A 20,212-nucleotide genomic window follows, 5' to 3' on the forward strand; every position below is an offset into this window, starting at 1 on the left:
CACTTCCAGACCGGCAGGGCGGTGCAGTAGGTCCCCTTCAGGTGCACCTTGATCACCGCGTCCCAGTCGGCCTCGGAGGTGTTGGCGAAGGTCTTGTCGCGCAGGATGCCGGCGTTGCAGACCAGGACGTCGACGCGGCCGAAGTTGTCGAGCGCCGCCTTCAGGATGTTCTCGCCGCCCTGGAGCGTGGAGACGTCGTCGCCGTTGGCCACAGCCTTGCCGCCCGCGGCCTCGATGGCGTTGACCACCTTCTGGGCGGCGGAGACGTCCGCCCCGGTCCCGTCGCGGGCCCCGCCAAGGTCGTTGACCACGACCGAGGCGCCCTCCTTGGCGAACAGCTTGGCGTAAGCCTCGCCAAGGCCGTTGGCCGCGCCGGTGATGATCGCAACCTTGCCGTCCAGCAAACCCGCCATGTCGACCTCCCAATGTGTTCTTGAATTTATGGGAGCATCTTCCGACCGCAGTTGGCTGGTTGGCAAGCGGTCAGCGTTGGCGGCGCGCCTGGAAGAAGCCCTTCAGGAGCGCCGAGCTCTCGTCGGCCAGCACCCCGCCCGTGACGGCGGGTCGGGAATGACAGGTGGGCTGCTCGAAGAACCTCGGCCCATGCACCACCGCCCCGCCCTTGGGGTCCTCGGCGCCGAACACCAGCCGGCCGATGCGGGCGTGGCTGATCGCGCCGGCGCACATGGCGCAGGGCTCCAGGGTCACCACCAGGGTGAGGCCGGTCAGCCGGTAGTTGCCAAGCTTCCGGGCCGCCTCGCGCATCGCCACGATCTCGGCGTGCGCGGTCGGATCGCGCGACCCGATGGGGCCGTTGGACCCGACTGCGATGATCTCCCCGGACGCCGGGTCGAGGACCACGGCGCCCACCGGGGTCTCGCCGCGCTCGGCGGCGGCTTGCGCGGCTTCGAGGGCGATGCGCATGGTGCGATGGTCATGGTCCACGATCCGCACCGAACCGGTGGCCGCCCTTCCGGTCAAGCCCGCACGCCGCAATCGCAGGGCGCTCCAGAGAGCGCCCATGAGGCTGGGGGCGACCGCGTGGCCAAGATGCTGGCCCGCGCCGGCGTCGCCTCGCGCCGCGAGGTGGAGCGGCTGATCGAGGCCGGCCGGGTGGCGCTGAACGGCAAGGTGCTGACCACGCCGGCGGTGAAGGTCGAGGCCGGCGACATCCTGACGGTCGATGGCGCGGTGATCACCGAGGCCGAGCCCGCGCGCCTCTTCCGCTACCACAAGCCCGTCGACCTGGTGACCAGCCACAAGGATCCGCAAGGGCGGCCTACGGTGTTCGAGGCCCTGCCGCCGGGCCTGCCGCGACTGATCTCGGTGGGCCGGCTGGACATCAATTCCGAGGGCCTGCTGCTGCTCACCAACGACGGCGGCCTGGCGCGTGCGCTGGAGATGCCGGCCACCGGGATCGTGCGCCGCTACCGCGCCCGGGCGCGGGGCCGCGTGACCCAGGAGAAGCTCGACACCCTGAAGAAGGGGATCACCGTCGAGGGCGTGCATTACGGCGCCATCGAGGCCACCCTCGACAAGGCCAAGGAGGGGCCGCAGGGCGCTAACCTGTGGATCACCGTCGTGCTGGCCGAGGGCAAGAACCGCGAGGTCCGCCGCGTGCTGGAAGCGCTCGGCCTGAAGGTCAACCGCCTGATCCGGCTCTCCTACGGCCCGTTCGCGCTCGCGACCCTGCTGCCGGGCGAAGTGGAGGAGGTGGGGCCGCGCGTGATCCGCGAACAGCTCGCCCAGCACATCGCGCCGCAGAACCTGCCCAAGGGCGACCGGCCGCTGTGGAAGAAGCCTGCGGCCGTGGCTGCCGGGCCGAGACGTGGCGCCGTGGAGATCGATCGCCCCGGCAAGCCGGGGCGCACGGGCAAGCCGCAGCGGCGTCCGCGCATGGCTTCCCCCGGCGAGCCGCCGCCGAAGAAGGAATACAAGCCCGGCTGGGCGAAGCCGAAACCCAAGGCGGTGATCGTCCCTAAAGCTCCTGGATCGAAGCGGGGGGCCGGGCCGAGCGCAGGCCCTCGCGGGCCGAAGCCGTCCGCATCACCGCCGCGAAGGAGCGGCGCTCGTCCGCCAGGCCCTCCGCCATCGGGCGGTCCAAGGCGGCGCGGGTGAGCCGCTTGGCGAAGGCGATGCCCTCCGCCCCACGCTGATCCCACTCGGCAGCCATCTGCAGGGCCCGGTCCACTGGGTGGGCGTCGATCTCGTGGATCGCGCCGATGCGCAGCGCCTCGTCGGCGCCGAACGTCAGGCCCCGCAGGACGATCTCCAGCGCCTTGGCCTCGCCCACCACGCGGGGCAGCCGCTGGGTGCCGCCGCCACCCGGGAAGATGCCGACCCGCGTCTCCGGCAAGCCGATGGCCTCGACGCCCGGGCTGGCGATGCGGATGTCGCAGGCGAGGCTGAGCTCGAAGCCGCCGCCCATGCACAGCCCGTTGATCGCCGCCACCACCGGCTTAGGCGCCTCGGCGAGCAGGTCCACCAGGGCGAGGAAGCCGCTCGTTGGCCGGCCGCCCGGCGAGGGCGGCGGGGGCTGGGGCGCGTCCTTCGCCGCATCGCTGGCGGTGGAGAGCTCGCCCACATCGTAGTGGCGGATGAAGATCCCCGGCATCCCGCCGGTGATGACGATCGAGCGCACCTGCGCGTCCTCGGCGAGCGGCCGGATGGTCTCCAGCATCTCCTGGGCGCCCGCCGCCGTCATGGTGCCGATCGGCGGGTTGGCGTAGGTCACGATCGCCGCGCCGCCGCGGCGCTCCACGCTCACCAGTCCCATGGCCGCCTCCCTTGATTGTTGTGGCGAAACCTTGGAACGGGGGTGCGGGCGGGACAAGCGCCCGTCGGCAGGAGGCCCACTTTGCGCATCGTCTCGGGCGCCTTTCGCGGCAAGAGCCTGGCCGCGCCGGCCGGCGACGCCACGCGGCCGACCTCCGACCGCGCCCGCCAGGCGATCTTCAACATCCTGGAGCATGCCGCCTGGTCCCCCGGCGTGCGCGACGTCCGGGTCATCGACCTCTTCGCCGGCTCCGGCGCTCTGGGGTTCGAGGCCCTGTCGCGGGGCGCGGCCTTCTGCCTGTTCGTGGAGACCGACGAGGCCGCGCGTGGCGCGATCCGCGAGAACGTCGAGGCCATGGGCCTGTTCGGCAAGACCCGGGTCCATCGCCGCGACGCCACCGACCTTGGGGTGCGCCCCGGCGCCGACGGCCCCGCCTTCGGCCTCGCCTTCCTCGACCCGCCCTACGCCAAGGGGCTCGGCGAGACCGCGCTCGAAAAGCTCGCCGCCGGCGGCTGGCTCGCGCCCGGGGCCATCATGGTGTTCGAGCGCGGCGCGGCCGAGCCCGACGTCAGCGTCCCCGGCTTCGAGCCCCTGGACGCCCGCGACTACGGCGCGGCCCGGGTGCATTTCCTGCGGTTCGAAGGCGCTTGACGCTTTGGCGTCGGAAGGTCTTCGCACTACCTGATTGTGGAAGTCCGGCGATCGACGGAGGCCAGGATGCACGCGCGCGCCGCAGCGACGGAGACGGTTCCGGTCATCGATCTTGCGGGCGAGCCGGCGCAGGTGGAGGACGCGGTGGCGCGGGCCTGCGCCGAGTGGGGCTTCTTCCACCTTGTCGGGCACGGGCTGGACGCCGGACTGCTGGCCGGGGCGATGGCGCAGGCGCGGGGCTTCTTCGCCGCGCCGGCCCAGGACAAGCGGGCGCTCGCCCGCAGCCGCGACAATCCCTGGGGCTACTACGATCGCGAGCTGACCAAGAACCGGCGCGACAAGAAGGAGATCTTCGACATCGGGCCGGACGTGGCGGCGCTGCGGGTCGAGGGCGACGTGTTCTTCGGCGAGACGCCGTTTCCGGCGTGGCGGCCGGAGCTCAAGACGGTCGCCCGCGCCTACTTCGCCGCCTGTGAGGACCTTTGCCTGCGCCTGCTGGGGCCGGTCGCCACGGGACTGGGCGCCGAGCCCGGGGCGCTGGACGACGCATTCGCCGGCGCGCACACGAGTTTCCTGAGGCTCAACCACTATCCCACGCGCGACCCGCTGGCCGGCGAGTCCGACCGGCCCGCGGGACTGGGCATCCATCACCACACCGACGCCGGAGCCATCACGGTGCTGCTCACCGACGGGCGGCCAGGCCTGCAGGTCCTGAAGGACGGCGCCTGGCGGCCGGTCGACCCCGTTCCGGGGGGCCTGATCGTCAACATCGGCGACATGGCGCAGGTCTGGTCGAACGACGCCTACCAGGCGCCTCTGCACCGGGTCCTGGCCATGGAGGCGGAGGAGAGGTTGAGCCTGGCGTTCTTCTTCAACCCCGCCTACTCCGCCGTGATATCGCCGCTGCCGGCCACGGTCCGGAGCGACGCCCCGGCGCGCTATCGCGACATCTCCTGGAGCGAATTCCGCCGCCGCCGCGCCGACGGCGACTTCGCCGACTATGGCTCCGAGGTGCAGATCAGCGACTACCGCCTAGCCTAGCGCCGCCCGAATAGCCGCTCGATGTCGGTAAGCTTCAGTAGCGAACAGCGGAGGGATTGTCGCTAGGCTGGTCACCTACGGCTGAAGCGAGGCAAACATGCGTCTTCCACTGATCGCGCTCGGCATGATCGCGACCCTCTGTGTCGGCTATGCCCGCGCCGCCACAGCGCCGGTCGGCGATCGGCAGTACGTGCGAGAGCAGCACACCGTCATCGTGCGAGGCGTGCCCGAGACTTGGCGGCTCGTCTGGACGGGCAAGCCTTCCACCATGTGCGGACCACAGGGGATGGATATGGCGATCACTTGCCCCTGCTCAGGCTGGGCCTACGGCGAGTCGGGAAATCTTTCCCTGGTGAGGGTGCGGGGCGGCCAAGAGGTCGAACGTATGAAGCTTGCCCCTCTCTTCGGGAAGTTCGACTACCCTGCTGGCGAGGTCGGAACAGGCAAGGCGTATCTTCAGCGGTGGCCTGCCAAGCTCAGCGATTTCGACCGCAGCGAGCGCGGCGACGGCCGCCTGGTTCCGGAAATCAAACGCCGGCAAGCTCCACAGATCATGCGTCCTGCGGACTATGACCACGACGGTGAAGCGACTGAATTCTTGATCCAAGTGGGCACTATGCCTTGCGGCAAGTTGCAATTCGCCGCCATTGGGGTGTCAGTGGGCAGCCCGCGTCTTCATGCCCTGAGTTCGACGGCACACCCCAATAAGCCGCTGATGATGCCCCTGCGGGCCTGGCAGGCCCTTTTGCGCAGCAGCCACCCAGGTCCGGTCATTGTTTGGAATTGCGGCGACCACGGCAGCGAAGTTCAGAGCGAACTGATCCTATCCGCTAGCCGTGGAGAGATCCGCGCAATGGATCGTGACCGCGCCTGCCACGCTGACGGTTCCCTCGGGCCCCCGGTCAAGGGGTTCGAACTTTGACGGATTGAGTCTTCAACCCAGCGCCTTCCGAACAGCTGCTCGATTTCGGGGAGCTTCAGTTCGACCGCTGGACCGCCTTCTCAGGACGCCGCCGCCGACGGCATCAGGTGCTGCGCGAAGGGCGGCAGCGTGCGGAAGGCCGTGTGCATGTTGTCGTTGAAGGAGGCGAGCTGCAGGCCCTGGCCGGCCCAGAGGGCTGTGAGCGAGGCGCGGCTGTGCAGCGTCACGTGGCCGTTGCGCGGGCCGATGTACCACCACTGCATGCCCTGGGCGTCGAAGTCGGCGGGCTGGACCAGGGTCGAGAAGAGCAGCAGCCCGTCCGGCTTCAGCAAGGCGGCGATGTCGGCCGCGCCCCTGGTCGGGTCCGGCATGTGCTCGAGGGTCTCGAAGCAGGTCACCAGATCGAACCGCCGGTCGGGCCGCGTGCGGTGCGCGGGGTGGAAGGGATCGTAGGTCTCCACCAGGGGGAAGCCGGCCGTCTTCAGCCGGGCGGCCAGGACGCCGTTGCCGCCGCCGTAGTCGAGGATGTCGAGGCTGTGCCTGGCCCCAGCGAACAGGCGGGCGACGAAGGCGGCCATGTTCGTCGGCCGGACCTCTTCGTAGTCGGCATCCACCTCGCTGTAGCCGGCGTCGTAGATGTGGGTCTCGAAGTCGGCGTGGGACCAGTCGTCGAAGGCTTCGGTGTAGACGAGGCCGCAGGCGGCGCAGCGGCGGTAGGGGATCGGGATCCCGGCCGGCGGAAGGAACTTGCCGCGGATCTCCTCGCAGTTCCGATTGAAGTCAATCACGCCGAACAGCCGCGCCACGCCGCCGCAGAGCTTGCACGACGCCGGCGCGGGATCGGTTGGGCGAACCTGGAAAGGCGCGTCGCTCATCGGCGTCCGAACAGCCGCTCGATGTCGGCGAGCTTGAGTTCGACATAGGTCGGTCGGCCATGGTTGCACTGGCCGGAGTGCGGCGTGGCTTCCATCTGGCGGAGCAGGGCGTTCATCTCCGGGGCGGTGAGCCTGCGGCCGGCGCGCACCGAGCCGTGGCAGGCCATGGTCGAGCAGACGTCCGCCAGCCGCTCCTTCAGCGCCAGCGTCTCGCCGTTCTCGGCGAGGTCGTCGGCGATGTCGCGGACCAGGCCCTGGACGTTGGTCTCGCCGAGCAAGGCCGGGGTCTCGCGCACCAGGACGGCGCCCGGGCCGAAGGGCTCCAGCATCAGGCCTAGCGCCGCCAGCTCATCGGCCTTGGCCGTCACCCGCTCGGCTTCCGCCGGATCGAGCTCGACGACCTCCGGCAGCAGCAGCGCCTGGCGCACGACGCCGCCGTCGGCCATCTCGTGCTTCATGCGCTCGTAGACCAGTCGCTCGTGGGCGGCGTGCTGGTCGACGATGACCACGCCGTCGCGGGTCTGGGCCACGATGTAGGTCTCGTGGACCTGGGCGCGGGCGGCGCCCAGCGGATAGTCCACCGGATCGAACACCGGCGCGGGCGCGCCTTCCTCGGCGACGCCGGGCTCCCCCATAGACTCCCACATGGGCTCGGCGCGGGCGCTGACCTCGGTGAGGCCGGGGATCGACTGGACGGCGGCGGCCAGCGCAGACGGCTGCCAGCCGCCCTGGCGCCAGGCCGAATAGCCCGCGGCGGACGGCGGGGGCGTATAGCCGCCGGGCCGGAAGCCGCCGAGCGCGGCGCCGGCCACGGTGGTCGAGGCCCGGTGCCCGGCGCCCGCCAGGGCGTGGCGCAGGCCGCCGATGATCAGGCCGCGGACCAGGCCCGGATCGCGGAACCTGACCTCGGCCTTCGCCGGATGGACGTTGACGTCCACGTAGGCCGTATCGATCTCGACGTAGAGGGCGGCCAGCGGATGCCGGTCGCGGGCCAGGAAGTCGGCGTAGGCGGCCCGAAGCGCGCCCTGCAGCAGCCGGTCGCGCACCGGCCGGCCGTTGACGAACAGGTACTGGTGGGCGGCGTTGCCGCGGTTGTAGGTCGGCAGCCCTGCGAAGCCGGACAGCCGCACGCCCTCGCGCTCGTGGTCCAGCGCCAGGGCGTTCTCTGAGAACTCGCGGCCCATGATCGCCGACAGGCGCGCGAGCCGGCCGTCCGGCCCGGCGGACTCGGCGGGCAGGCGCAGGGTGCGGCGGCCGTCGAGGTCGAGGGCGAAGGCGACGGCCTCGTGGGCCATGGCCTGGCGCTTGATCTCCTCGGCGATGGCCATGGCCTCGGCCCGTTCGGACTTCATGAACTTCAGCCGCGCTGGCGTGGCGTAGAACAGGTCGCGCACCTCCACGCGCGCGCCGTGCGGATCGGGGAAGGCCGCCGGCGAGACCGCGCCCACTGCGCCGGCCTCCACGAAGATCGCGTGCGCCTCGGCCTGGCCGCGCGCCCGGCTGGCGATCGACAGGCGCGCCACCGAGCCGATGGAGGGCAGAGCCTCGCCGCGGAAGCCCAGGGTCTCGATGTGCAGCAGGTCGTAGTCGCCGGCGTCGTCTGGGGCGAGCTTCGAGGTCGCGTGGCGCTCGACGGCCAGCGGCAGCTCCTCGGCGGAGAGGCCCATGCCGTCGTCGGCCACCAGGATGCGGGTCAGGCCGCCGCCGTCGGCCTGCACCTCGAGGCGGCTCGCGCCGGCGTCGAGCGCGTTCTCCACCAGCTCCTTGACCGCGCTCGCCGGCCGTTCCACCACCTCGCCGGCGGCGATGCGGTTGACGGTTTCAGGCGGCAGGCGGCGGATCGGCATGGCGGGACTTTCGGCGAACGACCAATATAGGACGATTCCGGAGCGGCGGATGAGCCTGCGATATGGGGCCGGCCGGCCGCTGCTCGCGCTGGTGTTGGCGGCGGCCCTGGCGGCCCCGGCCGTGGCCCAGGTCCCGATCACGCCTGCGAGGCCCGACCCCAACGATCCGGACGCGGTGCTGGTCGAGGAGCTGGTGGTCACCGGGCGCCTGCCGGGGCCGGCCTGGTGGACCGTCTCCGATGGCGCGGCCACGGTCTACGTCCTGGGCGCCCCGTCGCTGGCGCCCAAGCACATGGAGTGGGACCGCGCGGTGTTCGACCGTCGGTTGGCGGGCGCGAACCTGGTGATCCTGCCGTTCCAGGATGTGAAGGTGACGGTGACCGGGGCCTTCGGCGCGGCGTTCAACTTCCTGCGGCTGCGCGGCGGCGGGCCGTTCGAGGCGACGCTGGATCCGGCCGCCAAGGCGCGGTTCGTCGCCGCCCGCGAGCGGCTGGGCCAGCCCGCCGACCACTACCCGACGCGCAATCCATTGGCGGCGGGCCTCAGGCTCGCCACCGACTATCGCGAGCGCACGGCCCTGACCAACTCCGACCCCACCAAGCTGATCAAGCTGCTGGCGGGCAGGGCGAAGGTCCCGATCTCGCAGAAGAGCTATGACATCGGGCCTTTGATGGGGGCGGTCCTGCGCACGCCGCAGGCGGCGGGGCGGGCCTGTTTCGACGAGGTGCTGGCGCAGGTCGAGGCCGGCCCCGGCGTGACCCAGGCCGCGGCGCGGGCCTGGGCGCAGGGTGATGTGCGGGGCGCGCTTGGCAACGAGCGGACCTATGAGCGCTGCATCGCCTTGGTGCCGGGCGCGCAGACCTTCGAGGCGCGCGTGAAGGCCGATCAGGTCGCCGAAATCGAGAAGGCCCTGAAGGCGCCCGGCCACGCCATCGCGGTCGTGCCGCTGCGGCCCCTGCTGGCGCAGGGCGGGGTGCTCGACCAGCTCCGCGCCAAGGGGTTCACGGTAAAGACGCCGGGCGAGGCGTGAGCTACTGCGGCCCGAAGGTCGCAGCGACAAAATTGTCGTAGCTGTCGAGGACCTTGGGGTCCTCCTTCACGATCTGCACGACCTGGCGCGGAATGAGCTTCAGGTGATCCTGCATCGCCTCCGGACGCATGCCTCGCGAGGCTCCGAATTCGCGGAAGATGGCGAAGGACTTCTGCTCGAAGGCGTCGACGTCGACCTTCGCCGGGCCCTTGGCGAAGGCCGCGACCGTCGTCTCGTAGAAGGCGTGCATGTGCGGGTCGGCGATCCAGGAGGCCTGGTCATTGCCCTGCAAGTTCGCGGGCGCGGTTGGTGCGGCCCCCTTGGCCCCGGGCGGGGGCGCGGCGGCGGCGGGGCCCAGCACGAGGGCGGCCAGGAAGACGCCGGCGGCGAGGCGGGGGAGGTGCTGCAGGTTCACGAGGCGGCTCCATGGCTTCGGCATGGCCGGCCCCGGACTCGCAAGGCGGTTGTCGCCGCCCGCCGAGCCTGATACCACATGCCAAGAAAGACTGACACGATGTAAAATGAACAATACATCATGTCAATGATCTTTTCCATTGGGGGCTAAGCCATGTCCTTCCGCGAAAAGTCCGCCTGGATCACCGTGGTCACCGTGCTGGCCTGCTTCGGCGTCTATTTCGGCGCGATCGTGACCGGTCAGGTCAGCGGACGCGGCTTCCAGACGCTGCATCTGCTGCTGCTGTGCGTGGTCGGGCTCATCGTCCTGCGAATGGCGCTGAACCTCATGGTGACGCTGACGACTCCGAAGGACGGGCGCGTGCCGAGGGACGAACGCGAGATACTGATCCAGTGGCGCTCGCACACGCTCGGCTACTATGTGCTGGTGGTGTTGGCGCTGGGCCTCTTTGTCCCCGTGCACCTGGGCCATACCGCCCTGGACCTGGCGAACTTCGCGCTAATGGACGTGGTCATCGCGACGCTCGTGGTCGCCGTGGCGCAGATCGCCATGTTCCGCCGCGGGGCCTGAATTTGGCCCAGAAGGAACAGGGCCTTCCCATCGCCAACCAGATTCGCCGGCTGCGGTTTGAGCACGGCGAGATGACGCAATCCGAACTCGCCGAGAAGATCGGCATGACACGCCAGACCATCGCCGCCATCGAGGCCGGCAAGTACTCGCCCTCGCTCGAAGCCGCCTTCCGCATCGCCCACGTGTTCGGGGCGCGGCTGGACGACGTGTTCCAGTGGGAGGAGTGAGATCAGTCAGTTGCTCCCCCGTTGGGGGAGCTGTCAGCGGAGCTGACTGAGGGGGTCCTCAGCAGAGTCGGCGGGTGACCCCCTCCACCGTTTCGCGGTCCCCCTCCCCCGAGAGGGGAGGAACTGCGTGGCCTACAGCCCCGGAAGCTTGATCTTGTGCTGGCCTTCGCGCTGGATGATCACCGTCTTGCCGCCGGTGAGCTGCGCGATGCGGGCGTCTTCCGTCGCGGCGTCGACGGGCGTCGCCGTGTCCGCGCCCGGCGTGACCGGAGTGGCCGCGGCCTTCTTGTCGGCGCGCCAGAACATCACCTTGTCGGCGAAGCTCTTTTCCTTGTGCGCCACGTCGCCGAATTCGTCGTCGACCACATAACGGATCAGCGGGTCGGCCCTTTCAGCGCCGGCCTTGGCGACCAGCAGCTTCTCGCCGTCGGAGCGGGCTTCGCCCTCGCGGGCGCCCAGCAGCGCGGTGCGCGCGGCGCTTTCCGGCTGCAGCTCCTGCGGGCGCGGCTTGCCGGGGGCCGGCGGCCGCAGCGCGAAGTCGGGCGGCACCACCAGCGGCGCCTTGGTCACCACGCGGAACTCGTCGGGGGTCACCTTGGTCATGCCGAGCGCATTGCGCGTCGACTGACACCCGGCGAGACCTGCCGCCGCGATCAGGGCGGAGGCGACGATCACTCGGTTGACGCTCATAGACTAACAGCTCCCACGATCGCCCCCCGGCCACGAAGGACGAGTGGATAGCGTAAACCAAAGCCGCCGCCAACGCTCCATCAAGCCGCATCTTCCCCCATGGTTTTTGCGGTCCGCTCCGAACGCTCGCGGCTGTCCTGGCGCAGCATGTCGAGCAGCAGCAGGCAGATGCCGATCGTGATCGCCGAGTCGGCCAGGTTGAACACCCACGGGAAGTGCAGCCGCGAGACGTCGACGAAGTCCGCCACGGCCCCAAAACGGATGCGGTCGATGACGTTGCCGACCGCGCCGCCCATCACCATCCCGACGGCCACCGCGAACAGCGGCCGCTCGCTCCGCCGCACCCAGACCGCCAGCACGATCGCGACCGCAATGGAGAAGGCCGCCAGCGCCCAGCGCACCAGGTCGTGCTGGGCCTGCAGGAAGCCGAAGCTCACCCCAGGGTTCCAGACCATGGTCAGGTAGAAGGGGCCCGCCACCTTGAGGGTCGCGAGCTGCGGCAGGTCTAGGCCGGTGAGTATCCAGGCCTTCGTCGCCTGGTCCGCGACCACGATGAGGGCGGCCAGGACGAGCGCCATCCAGCCGAGCTTGGTGATCCCGGTCATGCGATTCCTGCCGATGTGCGGGCCTTGCCGTGGGTTGCGTCCCAGGCGGCCACGGCGTCGGCGTCGCGCAGGGAGAGATCGGGGTAGCGCGGGTCGGAGCCCACCTCGGGCAGGATCCGCCAGGAGCGGGCGCACTTGCGGCCCTCGGCGCGCAGCGGCTCGACCGCGACGCCGGGGACCTCGGGCAGGCGGAAGGCGATGGCCGGACCATCGCCTGCGACCAGCGTCGCCTGACTAGTGCGGAACACCTCGGCTGCGTCCAGGCCGTCGAAGGCCGCCATCAGCCCGGCGTCGGCGATGTAGACCCTCGGCGCGGCCTCCAGCGCGGCGCCCAGGCGCTTCTCGCGGCGCTCGACCTCCAGCGCCCCGGTGACCACCGAGGTCACCGCCTGGACGTCTCCCCAACGAACGGCCTCGTCCACGTTGAGCCAAGCTTCGGGAGTCTCCGGGATGACTCGCATGGAGTTTGAGCCGCCTTCCGGGAACCGTGTCATCCACGCCTCCTCCATGGTGAACGGCATTAGCGGGCCGAGCCAAGCGGTCAGTCTCTCGAATACCTCTGACATCACCATGCGCGCAGCACGACGGCGCAAGCTGCTTGGCTGGTCGCAGTACAGAGCATCTCGCCGGATGTCGAAGAACAGTGACGATAGCTCGTTCTGGCAGAACTCGATCAGCGACTTGGTTACTAGCTGGAACTCGTAGGCTTGGTAGCAGGCGCGCACGAACTGATCGAGTTCGCGGAGCCGATGTAGGATGAACCGCTCCAGCGGCGGCGTCTCCGCCAGCTCCACAGCTTCGTCCGGCGAATAGTCGGCCAGCGCGCCCAGCAGGTAGCGCACCGTGTTGCGCAGCTTGCGGTAGGCGTCCGAGGTGGTCTGCAGCACCGTCTTGCCGATGCGGCTGTCGTCCGAATAGTCGATCATCGCCGCCCACAGCCGGATGATCTGGGCGCCGGACTCGCGGATCACCTGCTCGGGGTCGACCGTGTTGCCCTTGGACTTGGACATCTTCTCGCCGTTCTCATCCATGGTGAAGCCATGGGTGAGGATCGCGTCATAGGGCGCGCGGCCCCGTGTGCCGGCGCTCTCCAGCAGGCTCGACTGGAACCAGCCGCGGTGCTGGTCGGAGCCCTCCAGGTAGAGGTCGGCGGGCCAATGGGTGTTGGGGCGGCCCTCCAGGACGAAGGCGTGGGTCGAGCCTGAATCGAACCAGACGTCGAGGATGTCCTCGATCTTCTCGTAGCGCTCAGGGTCGAGGCGCCCGAGGAAGTCGGAGGCCGGCCGGGTGAACCAGGCGTCGGCGCCCTCGGTGCGGATCAGCTCGACGATCCGGCCGTTGACGTCCGCGTCGTGCAGCGGATAGCCGCTTTCCCTGTCCACGAACATCGCGAGCGGCGAGCCCCAGGCGCGCTGGCGGCTGATCAGCCAGTCCGGGCGGCTCTCGACCATGGCGCGGATGCGGTTCCTGCCGGGCTCGGGGTAGAAGGCCGTCGCCTCGATCGCCTCCAGCGCCGTCTCGCGCAGGGTGCGACCGGCGTGAGCGGCGTCCTCCAGTGGTTCGTCCATGCGGATGAACCACTGCGGGGTGTTGCGGAAGATCACCGGCGCCTTGGAACGCCAGGAGTGCGGATAGGAGTGCGCCAGCCGGCCGCGGGCCAGGAGGTGGCCGGCCTCGATCAGCTTGTCCATCACCGCTGCGTTGGCGGGACCAAAACGACCAGCATGCTTGCCCTCGGTCTCCAGCACCTTGAGGCCGGCGAACAGCGGCACCGTCGGGTAGTAGGCGCCGTCCGGATCGACGGTCTCGGGGATGTCGCGATGACCATGGGCCAGCCAGACGGCGTAGTCGTCGGCGCCGTGGCCCGGCGCGGTGTGGACGAAACCCGTGCCGGCGTCGTCGGTGACGTGGTCGCCGGCCAGCATCGGGACCTGGAATCCGTAGCCGCTGTCGAGCGCGGCCAGCGGATGCTCCAGCACCATGCCCTCGCAGTCGACGGCCTCGACCTTCTTGAACCCGGCGACCTTTGCGGCCGCCATGACCTCGGGGGCCAGCTTCTCGGCGAGGACCAGCCGGTCGCCCGCCTTGGCCCAGGGTTCGAACTCCAGACCCTGCTCCATCGCCTCGACCTGATAGACCGCATAGGCGATGTCGGGGTTGTAGCTGACCGCCCGGTTGGCCGGGATGGTCCAGGGCGTGGTGGTCCAGATGACCACGCTGGCGTTGCGGGCCGCGTCGGAGCCCTCGACCACCGGGAACTTCACCCAGACCGTGGGCGAGACGTGGTCGTGGTACTCGACCTCGGCGTCGGCCAGGGCGGTGCGTTCCACCGGGCTCCACATCACCGGCTTCGAGCCGCGGTAGAGCTGGTCGGACATCACGAACTTGTGGAACTCGGCCACGATCGCGGCCTCGCTGCCGTAGTCCATGGTCGAATAGCGGTGCTCCCAGTCGCCGATCACGCCCAGGCGCTTGAAGCCCTGCATCTGGACGTCGATCCAGTGCGCGGCGTACTCGCGGCAGCGGGCGCGGAACTCGGCCCTGGAGACCTCGTCCTTGCGCCGGCCCTTGGCGCGCAGCTCCTCCTCGACCTTCCACTCGATCGGCAGGCCGTGGCAGTCCCAGCCCGGCACGTAGTCGACGTCGAAGCCCAGCAGGAACCGCGAGCGGACGACGAAGTCCTTCAGGGTCTTCTGCAGGGCGTGGCCGATGTGGATCGCGCCGTTGGCGTAGGGCGGCCCGTCGTGCAGCACGAACAGCGGCGCGCCGGCGTGCTGCCGGGCCTTGCGCATGGTGTTGTAGAGGTCGGCCTTGGCCCAGGCCTCGAGGATCTGCGGCTCTTTCTGCGGCAGGCCTGCGCGCATGGGGAACGGCGTGTCGGGGAGGGAGACGGTTTCGCGATAGTCGCGCCCCCCGCCTTCGCGGGCGTGAACGGCAGGCTTGTCGGCGTCGTCGGCCATGGGACTTTCCAACGTGGTCCGGAGGTTTCGAGGTGCGGGGCAGACCCGGCGCGCGCGGAGACGATCTCGTCCGGCAGCGTCACGCCGGGCGGATAATTCGCAAGCTCGTCCGAACCGAAGTCATGGGGCTGAGGCTCTAACAGAGAGGCGCGCGGAACCCAAGCTTCAGCAGTGGGTGGATCGTCGCGGCTTGCTGGCGTACGTCCCAGGCGGGCTCAGTGATGGTGACCGCCGCCGCCGTGACCGCCGCCCTCGTGGCCGCCACCCCCATGGCCGCCCCCATGTCCGCCTCCGCCGCCGTGGCCCCATCCGCCGCCGCCGCCGTGACCTCCGCCGCCGCCGTGGCTCCATCCACCGCCGCCGCCGTGACCTCCGCCGCCGCCGTGGTCCCATCCGCCGCCGCCGTGACCTCCGCCGCCGTGGAAACCGCCGCCTCCGTAGCCGCTGTGGCCGCCGTAGCCGCCATGGCCGCCACCGTAGCCGCTGTAGCCACCGTAGCGACCGTAGCCGCCGTAGCCGCCGTCGCCATAAGCGTAGCGATAGCGGTGGCCGCCGTACCGCCAGCCGTGCCAGCCCCATCCGCCGCCCCAGCCGTAGCCATAGCGCGCGCCGTAACCGCACCAGTACCAGCCCGGACCCCGCCAGCCGTCGAAGTACCAGCAGTACCGGCGACTACCCCAGAAGTAGTACGGCTCCGACTCGATCACCGGCCCGTAGAACTCGTCGTAAGGCACAGGCCAGGCGTCGGCGGGGACGGCGGCTGAGAGCGTCAACAGGCCTGACGCCGCCGCGGCGGCCCATGTGAGCGGTTTCATTCCGGATGTCCTTCGAACGCGTGCGGCTGCGGGCGCCTCGATCCGCTCCGAAGCCTGGTCGTCGAGGAACAGAACGCACGTTCGGGCGCCTGGTTCTGCTTTCGGCGATCAGTCCAGCGGGGGCAGCAGCAGGTCCCGGGCGGCCGTGGCGTCCTTCATGACCTGGGTGGTCATGGTGTCCAGGCTGTCGAACTTCAGCTCCGGGCGCAGGAAGGCGATCAGGTCGGTCTCGATCACCTGGTCGTAGATGTCCTCGTCGAAGTCGAACAGCCAGACCTCCAGCAGGGGCGCGCGGATCCCCTCGATGGTCGGGTTGATGCCGAGGTTGGCGACGCCGGGGACCCGCCGCCCGTCCGGCAGGCGGGTGCGGGTGGCGTAGACCCCGAACTTCGGGATCACATAGTCGTCCAGCGCCACATTGGCCGTGGGGTAGCCCAGCTTGCGGCCGAGCTGGCGGCCGCGCTGCACGGCGCCTTCGATGGCGAAGGGGCGGCCGAGGATCTTCGCCGCGGCTTCCGGATGGCCGTTGCGCAGGGCCTCACGCACCGCGGTCGAGGAGAACTTCTCGCCGGAGCGGTCTGCCACCGGCCCGGCCACCGAGACGCCGAAGCCCATCTCCTGGCCATAGGCCTGCATGGTGGCCGGACTGCCCGTGCGGCCCCAGCCGAACGTGATGTCGAAGCCCACCGCCACGTGGCGCGCGCCCAGGCCCTTGTGCAGCACCTCTGCGGCGAATTCCCGATCGGTCAGATGGGCGAACTCAGGGCTGAACGGCAGGACGTAGAGCACGTCGACGCCCAGCGCCTCCAGCGCGCGCGCCTGCTGGTCGGGCTTCATCAGGTGGAAGGCCGGCTCGTCGGGGCGGAAATAGACGCGCGGATGCGGATCGAAGGTGATCACCCCGAGCGGGCAGGCGTGCTCGCCCGCGGCCTTGGCGGCGAGCGCGATCACCTTCTGGTGGCCGCGGTGCACGCCGTCGAAGCTGCCCATGGCCACAGCCGCCCCGCGGTCGCCGGCCGGCAGGTCCTTCCAGCCGCGGATGACTCTAAGCCGCCTCATGATTTCGGGGGTGCGCCCCTGCGAGGGACCATGATCAGCGCCTCGCCGTCGACCGCCGTCTTGCCGCCGACCAGGCAGGCGGTCTCGAAGGTGGCGTGGCCCTTGGCGGCGTCCAGCGCCTTGACCGTCACCCGCGCGGTGACCGGATCGCCGATCTTCACCGGCCGGCGGAAACGCAGGGACTGCGAGAGGTAGATCGCGCCCGGCCCGGGCAGGTGATTGCCCAGCACCGCCGAGATGTAGGCCGCCGCCAGCATGCCGTGCGCGATCCGCCCGCCAAAGGTGGTGGTCCTGGCGTAGGCCTCGTCCATGTGCACCGGATTGAAGTCGCCGGAGACCGCGGCGAAGGCCTCGATGTCGGCGGCGCCCACCACATGGGTGGTTTCCGCCGACTGTCCCACGCTCAGTTCGTCGAAATAGAGCCCCAGCACCAGTCGATCCTCTTAGCTTCGCGGCTTCACTTAAAGGCGAACGCGCCGGCTCACCAGACCAGGTCGGCGATGGCGTAGGTGGCGGAGAGGCCCTCCTGGCGCAGCAGGTCCTCGACGGCGGGGACGTTGAGGCCTTCCGGACCCACCGTTTCGCCGCCGTGGATGCCGTTGGCCACGAACAGCACGTCCAGCCCGCGCGCATTGGCGCCGCGGATGTCGGTGGGCAGGCCGTCGCCGATGCAGAGCACCCGCCGGGCGTCCAGCGGCCGTCCGAGCGCGGCCTCGGCCTGCGCCAGCGACAGGCCGTAGATCGCCGGATAAGGCTTGCCGGCCATGGTCACCCGCCCGCCGAGGCTCTCGTAGAGCTGGGCCAGCGCCCCGCCGCAGTAGATCAGCTTGTCGCCCCGCTGCACGACAATGTCCGGGTTGGCGCAGATGAGTTCCAGGTCCCGCTCGATGGCGGCGCAGAAACGGTCGCGGTAGTCGGCGGGCTCGTCGTTCTCGTCGTCGTAGGGGCCGGTCACCGAGATGAAGCGGGCGTGGTCCAGGTCCGAGGCCTCGATCCCCAGGCCCTCGTAAAGCGGCGCATCGCGGTCCGGGCCGATCAGCCAGGCGGGCCCCGGCGCGCGCTCGGCCAGCAGCAGCCGCGTGGCGTCGCCGGAGGTGACGATTTGGCTCCAGGCCTCGCGCGGCACGCCCAGGCCGTCCAGCTGCTCGATCACCGGGCCGGCCGGACGCGGCGAGTTGGAGATCAGGATCACCGGCCCCCGCTGGGCCCGATACCGCGCCAGCGCCGCGCAGGCCGCGGGGAAGCTCTCGCGTCCGTTGTGGATCACCCCCCAGACGTCGCAGAGCAGGGTGTCGTAGTCGGCTGAGAGCTGGGAGAGGCCGGCGGCAAGCTTCGGAGCGGTCATCGGGCGGCGGTAGCGGGGTCGCCTTCCGCGGTCAACGGCGTTTGGCGAGCCGTCGTGCTCGTGGGCCAGACGGCCCCGTGCTAGGATCCTGCGCACGGGCGCAATCGGGGGCGATGGATCATGCGCAATTTCGTTGCGACCTTGGCCTGCGCGGCCGCGCTGTGGCCCGCGGGGTCCGTGTCGGCTGCGGCGGCGTCCGGCGACGTCGCGGCGGTGTGGGCCTTGGAGGGGCGCTACTGGTCGGCAGTGGCCGCGCACGACGACACCGCCTACCGAAGCCTCTTCCACGAGGAATTCATCGGCTGGCCCTGTGGCCAGGATGCGCCCAGACCGAAGTCCTGGATTTCGGTCAGCACGTTGAAGATGGGACCGGATAGTCCGGACCTGGACCAGCGCGCAGCGACCGGCGGTCGCGACCTCATCGTCGTCTACTACCGCGCGACGGATCAGGCGCCGCAGCCTGACGGCTCGCTGAAGCGGCGTGTGCGCGCCTTCACGCACTCCTGGATCCGGACGGTGTCCGGTTGGCAGGTGATCGGCGGAATGTGCCGGGACGCCTGACCGGATCAGGCCTTGGCCGAGGCGATGTAGCCGCCGATCGCCGAGGCCAGCACATCGAGCGGCATGGCGCCTGACATGAGGCCTGCGTCGTGGAAGGCCTTGGGGTCGAACCTGGGTCCCAGCGCCGCCTTCGCCCGGTCCCGCTGCTGGTTCCAGAAGGTGTGGCCGATCTTGTAGCTGCAGGCCTGGGCGGGGATGGCGCAATAGCGGTGCACCTCCCGCGTGGTCGAGCCCTCGGCGTCGCCGTCCAGCCCCATCAGATATTCGATGGCCCGCTCGCGGCTCCAGCGCATGGAATGCATGCCGGTGTCGACCACGCAGCGGCCGGCGCGGAAGATCTGGGCCTTGCGCCAGCCGATCTCGCCCAGCGGATCGTCCTCGTACATGCCGAGCTCCTGGGCGAGCTGCTCGGCGTAGAGCGCCCATCCTTCGCCGTAGGCCGAAAAGTACATGTTCTTGCGCAGCATCGGGATGCCCTGGCTCTCCTGCGCCAGGCCGCCCTGCAGCTGATGGCCCGGCAGGCCCTCGTGATAGAGGGTCGAGGGCAGGTTCCACTTCGGACACTCGGCCGTGTCCTTCAGGTTGAAATAGATGCAGCCGGGCCGCGAGCGGTCGAGCGGCGCGCTTTCGGAATAGGCCAGCGGCGAGCCGTCCTGGGTGGCCGGCGGCACGCGCTTGGCCTCGATCGCCTGGGTCGGCAGGCGGTGGAACATGGTGGGCAGCCGCGCCTTCACCTGCACCAGCCGGTCCTGCAGGTAGGCGAGCAGCTGGGCGCGGCCCGGGTCGGTGTTCGGGAAGTAGTAGCTGGGGTCCTTGTAGAGCTGCTGGATGCGCTGGCCCACCGTGCCCTGGGTCAGCCCCTGCTTGCGCAACAGCACGTCGAGGCGCGCCCCATATTCCTGCGCCTGGTCGAGGCCCAGCTTGTGCACCTCCTCCGGTGTCATGTCGGTGGTGGTCGTGTACTTCAGGTTGGCCGCGTAGAAGGCCGGGCCGTCCTTGAAGCGCCAGACGCCGGCGTCATGGACCGCGGCCGGCCGGACCTGCTTCAGCGCGGCGATCTGCCGATCCAGGGCGGGGCCGATCTTGGCGTCATAGAGCTGGGCCGCTTTCCGGCCATAGGCCTCGCCCAGCCCCTTGGCCCGCGCGCGGCGGTCGAGGGACTTCACGAGGTCGGAATTGGCGCCGGTGGTCCGCAGCGCCGCGAGCTGGCCCAGGGTGGTGTCCAGCAGGAAATCCGGCGGAACCACGCCCTTGCCGGCGTCGTGATGGAAGCGCTCGGTGTTCTGGTCGAGGGCGGTGGCGAAGCCGTCGAGGCGCGCCAGATAGGCGTCGGCGTCCGCCGCCGTGGCGACGGTGTGCTTCTCGTCGAGGAAGTTCGGCATCCGCTGGTAGGCGCCGGCGATCGGCGACAGCACGTAGCAGGACGGCGAAAAGCCGTCGCGCCCGCCCAGGTCGAGGTCGAGCAGCGGCTGGGTGGTCTCGGCCACATAGAGCACCGTGTCGTAGTTGACCGCGTCCATGCCGCTGAGCTTGGCGCGGTCGATGCCTTTCAGCCGCCGGATGACGCTCAGGTTGGCGGCCCGCTCGGCGGCCATGCCCGCCGCGGAGACGTCCTCCAGCCGGGCTTTCAGCGGCGCATTGGCGCCCTTGTCGAGGCCGAGCTCGGTGGCGTTCTCCGGCTGCCGCTCCAGGCCTTCCTGGAAGATGGCGTCGAGCAGCGCCGTCAGCCGGGCCGATTCTCCGGACGCGGCCTTGGCTCCCGGTGCGAAGGCGAGCGCGGCGGCCGCAGTTCCGGCGGACAGCAGTTGACGGCGATCAAGCAT

The 20,212-nt window shown here is 70.2% G+C and carries 21 protein-coding genes and 1 pseudogene; 8 read left to right on the forward strand and 14 right to left on the reverse strand.

All coding sequences use genetic code 11. The features are described from left to right. Positions 1-413, reverse strand: a 413-nt coding sequence (locus JWP28_RS12485; protein WP_299543314.1) for an SDR family NAD(P)-dependent oxidoreductase, incomplete at its 3' end; no start/stop codon positions are given. Between the two features lie 70 nt (positions 414-483). After that, the gene (tadA, locus tag JWP28_RS12490) at positions 484-954 is read right to left on the reverse strand and encodes a tRNA adenosine(34) deaminase TadA (RefSeq protein ID WP_366143813.1); all 471 of its coding nucleotides are present in this window, start codon (positions 952-954) and stop codon (positions 484-486) included. Positions 955-1,050: 96 nt separating this feature from the next. Between tadA and JWP28_RS20660 the strand changes: the two are divergent. Then, positions 1,051-1,704 (forward strand): annotated as a pseudogene (locus tag JWP28_RS20660) (pseudouridine synthase); the annotation flags it as partial. 274 nt (positions 1,705-1,978) lie between these two features. Here JWP28_RS20660 and JWP28_RS12500 read toward each other — a convergent pair. Continuing rightward, the gene (locus JWP28_RS12500) at positions 1,979-2,776 is read right to left on the reverse strand and encodes an enoyl-CoA hydratase/isomerase family protein (RefSeq protein ID WP_366143812.1); all 798 of its coding nucleotides are present in this window, start codon (positions 2,774-2,776) and stop codon (positions 1,979-1,981) included. An 81-nt stretch (positions 2,777-2,857) separates the two neighbouring features. On the opposite strand from JWP28_RS12500, the gene rsmD reads away from it, so the two are divergent. The 3 genes from rsmD to JWP28_RS12515 all read left to right on the forward strand — a co-directional run bounded on the left by rsmD (position 2,858) and on the right by JWP28_RS12515 (position 5,390). Then, positions 2,858-3,427 (forward strand): 16S rRNA (guanine(966)-N(2))-methyltransferase RsmD, encoded by a 570-nt coding sequence (rsmD, locus tag JWP28_RS12505; protein ID WP_299543316.1) that lies wholly within the window; start codon positions 2,858-2,860, stop codon positions 3,425-3,427. A 66-nt stretch (positions 3,428-3,493) separates the two neighbouring features. After that, the gene (locus JWP28_RS12510) at positions 3,494-4,468 is read left to right on the forward strand and encodes a 2OG-Fe(II) oxygenase family protein (protein WP_299543318.1); all 975 of its coding nucleotides are present in this window, start codon (positions 3,494-3,496) and stop codon (positions 4,466-4,468) included. Positions 4,469-4,565: 97 nt separating this feature from the next. Further along, complete coding sequence (locus tag JWP28_RS12515) at positions 4,566-5,390, forward strand: hypothetical protein (RefSeq protein ID WP_299543320.1); 825 nt, start codon at positions 4,566-4,568, stop codon at positions 5,388-5,390. Positions 5,391-5,470: 80 nt separating this feature from the next. Here the strand turns inward: JWP28_RS12515 and JWP28_RS12520 are convergent, their stop codons facing one another. Both JWP28_RS12520 and mutL read right to left on the reverse strand, forming a co-directional pair. Next, positions 5,471-6,265, reverse strand: a complete 795-nt coding sequence (locus JWP28_RS12520) for a class I SAM-dependent methyltransferase (RefSeq protein WP_299543322.1) — start codon at positions 6,263-6,265, stop codon at positions 5,471-5,473. Continuing rightward, a complete protein-coding gene (gene mutL, locus JWP28_RS12525) occupies positions 6,262-8,112 on the reverse strand; it encodes a DNA mismatch repair endonuclease MutL (RefSeq protein WP_299543323.1) in 1,851 nt (616 codons plus the stop codon). The genes JWP28_RS12520 and mutL overlap by 4 nt, the downstream gene beginning before the upstream one ends. A 49-nt stretch (positions 8,113-8,161) precedes the next feature. Here mutL and JWP28_RS12530 point away from each other — a divergent pair, with 49 nt between their 5' ends. Next, on the forward strand, positions 8,162-9,142 hold the full coding sequence (locus JWP28_RS12530) for a TraB/GumN family protein (RefSeq protein ID WP_299543324.1): 981 nt from the start codon (positions 8,162-8,164) through the stop codon (positions 9,140-9,142). Between the two features lies 1 nt (position 9,143). Here JWP28_RS12530 and JWP28_RS12535 read toward each other — a convergent pair whose 3' ends face one another. After that, entirely contained in the window at positions 9,144-9,581 is a 438-nt protein-coding gene (locus JWP28_RS12535) for a hypothetical protein (RefSeq protein WP_299543325.1), read from the reverse strand. A gap of 129 nt (positions 9,582-9,710) precedes the next feature. Between JWP28_RS12535 and JWP28_RS12540 the strand changes: the two genes are divergently transcribed. Beyond that, the gene (locus JWP28_RS12540; protein WP_299543327.1) at positions 9,711-10,127 is read left to right on the forward strand and encodes a hypothetical protein; all 417 of its coding nucleotides are present in this window, start codon (positions 9,711-9,713) and stop codon (positions 10,125-10,127) included. 29 nt (positions 10,128-10,156) lie between these two features. Continuing rightward, complete coding sequence (locus tag JWP28_RS12545; RefSeq protein ID WP_299543373.1) at positions 10,157-10,354, forward strand: helix-turn-helix transcriptional regulator; 198 nt, start codon at positions 10,157-10,159, stop codon at positions 10,352-10,354. 132 nt (positions 10,355-10,486) lie between these two features. Here the strand turns inward: JWP28_RS12545 and JWP28_RS12550 are convergent, their stop codons facing one another. The 7 genes from JWP28_RS12550 to JWP28_RS12580 form a co-directional block, all read right to left on the reverse strand. Further along, on the reverse strand, positions 10,487-11,044 hold the full coding sequence (locus JWP28_RS12550) for a DUF3035 domain-containing protein (RefSeq protein ID WP_299543328.1): 558 nt from the start codon (positions 11,042-11,044) through the stop codon (positions 10,487-10,489). An 80-nt stretch (positions 11,045-11,124) separates the two neighbouring features. After that, positions 11,125-11,649, reverse strand: a complete 525-nt coding sequence (gene lspA / locus JWP28_RS12555) for a signal peptidase II (RefSeq protein ID WP_299543330.1) — start codon at positions 11,647-11,649, stop codon at positions 11,125-11,127. Next, positions 11,646-14,609 carry an isoleucine--tRNA ligase gene (gene ileS, locus JWP28_RS12560; RefSeq protein WP_299543332.1) on the reverse strand — a complete coding sequence of 988 codons (2,964 nt, stop codon included), beginning with the start codon at positions 14,607-14,609 and terminating at the stop codon, positions 11,646-11,648. The genes lspA and ileS overlap by 4 nt, the downstream gene beginning before the upstream one ends. 215 nt (positions 14,610-14,824) lie before the next feature. Next, positions 14,825-15,424, reverse strand: coding sequence for a hypothetical protein (locus tag JWP28_RS12565; RefSeq protein WP_299543334.1), 600 nt, complete (start codon positions 15,422-15,424; stop codon positions 14,825-14,827). Between the two features lie 108 nt (positions 15,425-15,532). Next, positions 15,533-16,483: a bifunctional riboflavin kinase/FAD synthetase gene (locus tag JWP28_RS12570; RefSeq protein ID WP_299543335.1), complete on the reverse strand. Its 951-nt coding sequence runs from the start codon at positions 16,481-16,483 to the stop codon at positions 15,533-15,535. Further along, positions 16,480-16,914 carry a MaoC family dehydratase gene (locus JWP28_RS12575; RefSeq protein ID WP_299543338.1) on the reverse strand — a complete coding sequence of 145 codons (435 nt, stop codon included), beginning with the start codon at positions 16,912-16,914 and terminating at the stop codon, positions 16,480-16,482. The genes JWP28_RS12570 and JWP28_RS12575 overlap by 4 nt, the downstream gene beginning before the upstream one ends. Positions 16,915-16,964: 50 nt before the next feature. Further along, the gene (locus JWP28_RS12580; protein ID WP_299543340.1) at positions 16,965-17,828 is read right to left on the reverse strand and encodes a TIGR01459 family HAD-type hydrolase; all 864 of its coding nucleotides are present in this window, start codon (positions 17,826-17,828) and stop codon (positions 16,965-16,967) included. Positions 17,829-17,948: 120 nt separating this feature from the next. On the opposite strand from JWP28_RS12580, the gene JWP28_RS12585 reads away from it, so the two are divergent. Then, positions 17,949-18,389, forward strand: a complete 441-nt coding sequence (locus JWP28_RS12585) for a hypothetical protein (protein ID WP_299543341.1) — start codon at positions 17,949-17,951, stop codon at positions 18,387-18,389. Positions 18,390-18,394: 5 nt separating this feature from the next. Here JWP28_RS12585 and JWP28_RS12590 read toward each other — a convergent pair whose 3' ends face one another. Beyond that, a complete protein-coding gene (locus JWP28_RS12590) occupies positions 18,395-20,212 on the reverse strand; it encodes a DUF885 family protein (RefSeq protein WP_299543343.1) in 1,818 nt (605 codons plus the stop codon).

The sequence above is a fragment of the Phenylobacterium sp. genome, assembly GCF_028290885.1.
Classification (GTDB): Bacteria; Pseudomonadota; Alphaproteobacteria; order Caulobacterales; family Caulobacteraceae; genus Phenylobacterium.

Excerpts from the sequence above, each read along its gene's own strand:
- JWP28_RS12500 (WP_366143812.1), bottom strand. The coding sequence starts at position 2,776 with ATGGGACTGGTGAGCGTGGAGCGCCGCGGCGGCGCGGCGATCGTGACC.
- JWP28_RS12510 (WP_299543318.1), top strand. The coding sequence starts at position 3,494 with ATGCACGCGCGCGCCGCAGCGACGGAGACGGTTCCGGTCATCGATCTT.
- JWP28_RS12515 (WP_299543320.1), top strand. The coding sequence starts at position 4,566 with ATGCGTCTTCCACTGATCGCGCTCGGCATGATCGCGACCCTCTGTGTC.
- JWP28_RS12520 (WP_299543322.1), bottom strand. The coding sequence starts at position 6,265 with ATGAGCGACGCGCCTTTCCAGGTTCGCCCAACCGATCCCGCGCCGGCG.
- mutL (WP_299543323.1), bottom strand. The coding sequence starts at position 8,112 with ATGCCGATCCGCCGCCTGCCGCCTGAAACCGTCAACCGCATCGCCGCC.
- JWP28_RS12530 (WP_299543324.1), top strand. The coding sequence starts at position 8,162 with ATGAGCCTGCGATATGGGGCCGGCCGGCCGCTGCTCGCGCTGGTGTTG.
- JWP28_RS12535 (WP_299543325.1), bottom strand. The coding sequence starts at position 9,581 with ATGCCGAAGCCATGGAGCCGCCTCGTGAACCTGCAGCACCTCCCCCGC.
- JWP28_RS12540 (WP_299543327.1), top strand. The coding sequence starts at position 9,711 with ATGTCCTTCCGCGAAAAGTCCGCCTGGATCACCGTGGTCACCGTGCTG.
- JWP28_RS12550 (WP_299543328.1), bottom strand. The coding sequence starts at position 11,044 with ATGAGCGTCAACCGAGTGATCGTCGCCTCCGCCCTGATCGCGGCGGCA.
- lspA (WP_299543330.1), bottom strand. The coding sequence starts at position 11,649 with ATGACCGGGATCACCAAGCTCGGCTGGATGGCGCTCGTCCTGGCCGCC.
- ileS (WP_299543332.1), bottom strand. The coding sequence starts at position 14,609 with ATGGCCGACGACGCCGACAAGCCTGCCGTTCACGCCCGCGAAGGCGGG.
- JWP28_RS12565 (WP_299543334.1), bottom strand. The coding sequence starts at position 15,424 with ATGAAACCGCTCACATGGGCCGCCGCGGCGGCGTCAGGCCTGTTGACG.
- JWP28_RS12570 (WP_299543335.1), bottom strand. The coding sequence starts at position 16,483 with ATGAGGCGGCTTAGAGTCATCCGCGGCTGGAAGGACCTGCCGGCCGGC.
- JWP28_RS12580 (WP_299543340.1), bottom strand. The coding sequence starts at position 17,828 with ATGACCGCTCCGAAGCTTGCCGCCGGCCTCTCCCAGCTCTCAGCCGAC.
- JWP28_RS12585 (WP_299543341.1), top strand. The coding sequence starts at position 17,949 with ATGCGCAATTTCGTTGCGACCTTGGCCTGCGCGGCCGCGCTGTGGCCC.
- JWP28_RS12590 (WP_299543343.1), bottom strand. The coding sequence starts at position 20,212 with ATGCTTGATCGCCGTCAACTGCTGTCCGCCGGAACTGCGGCCGCCGCG.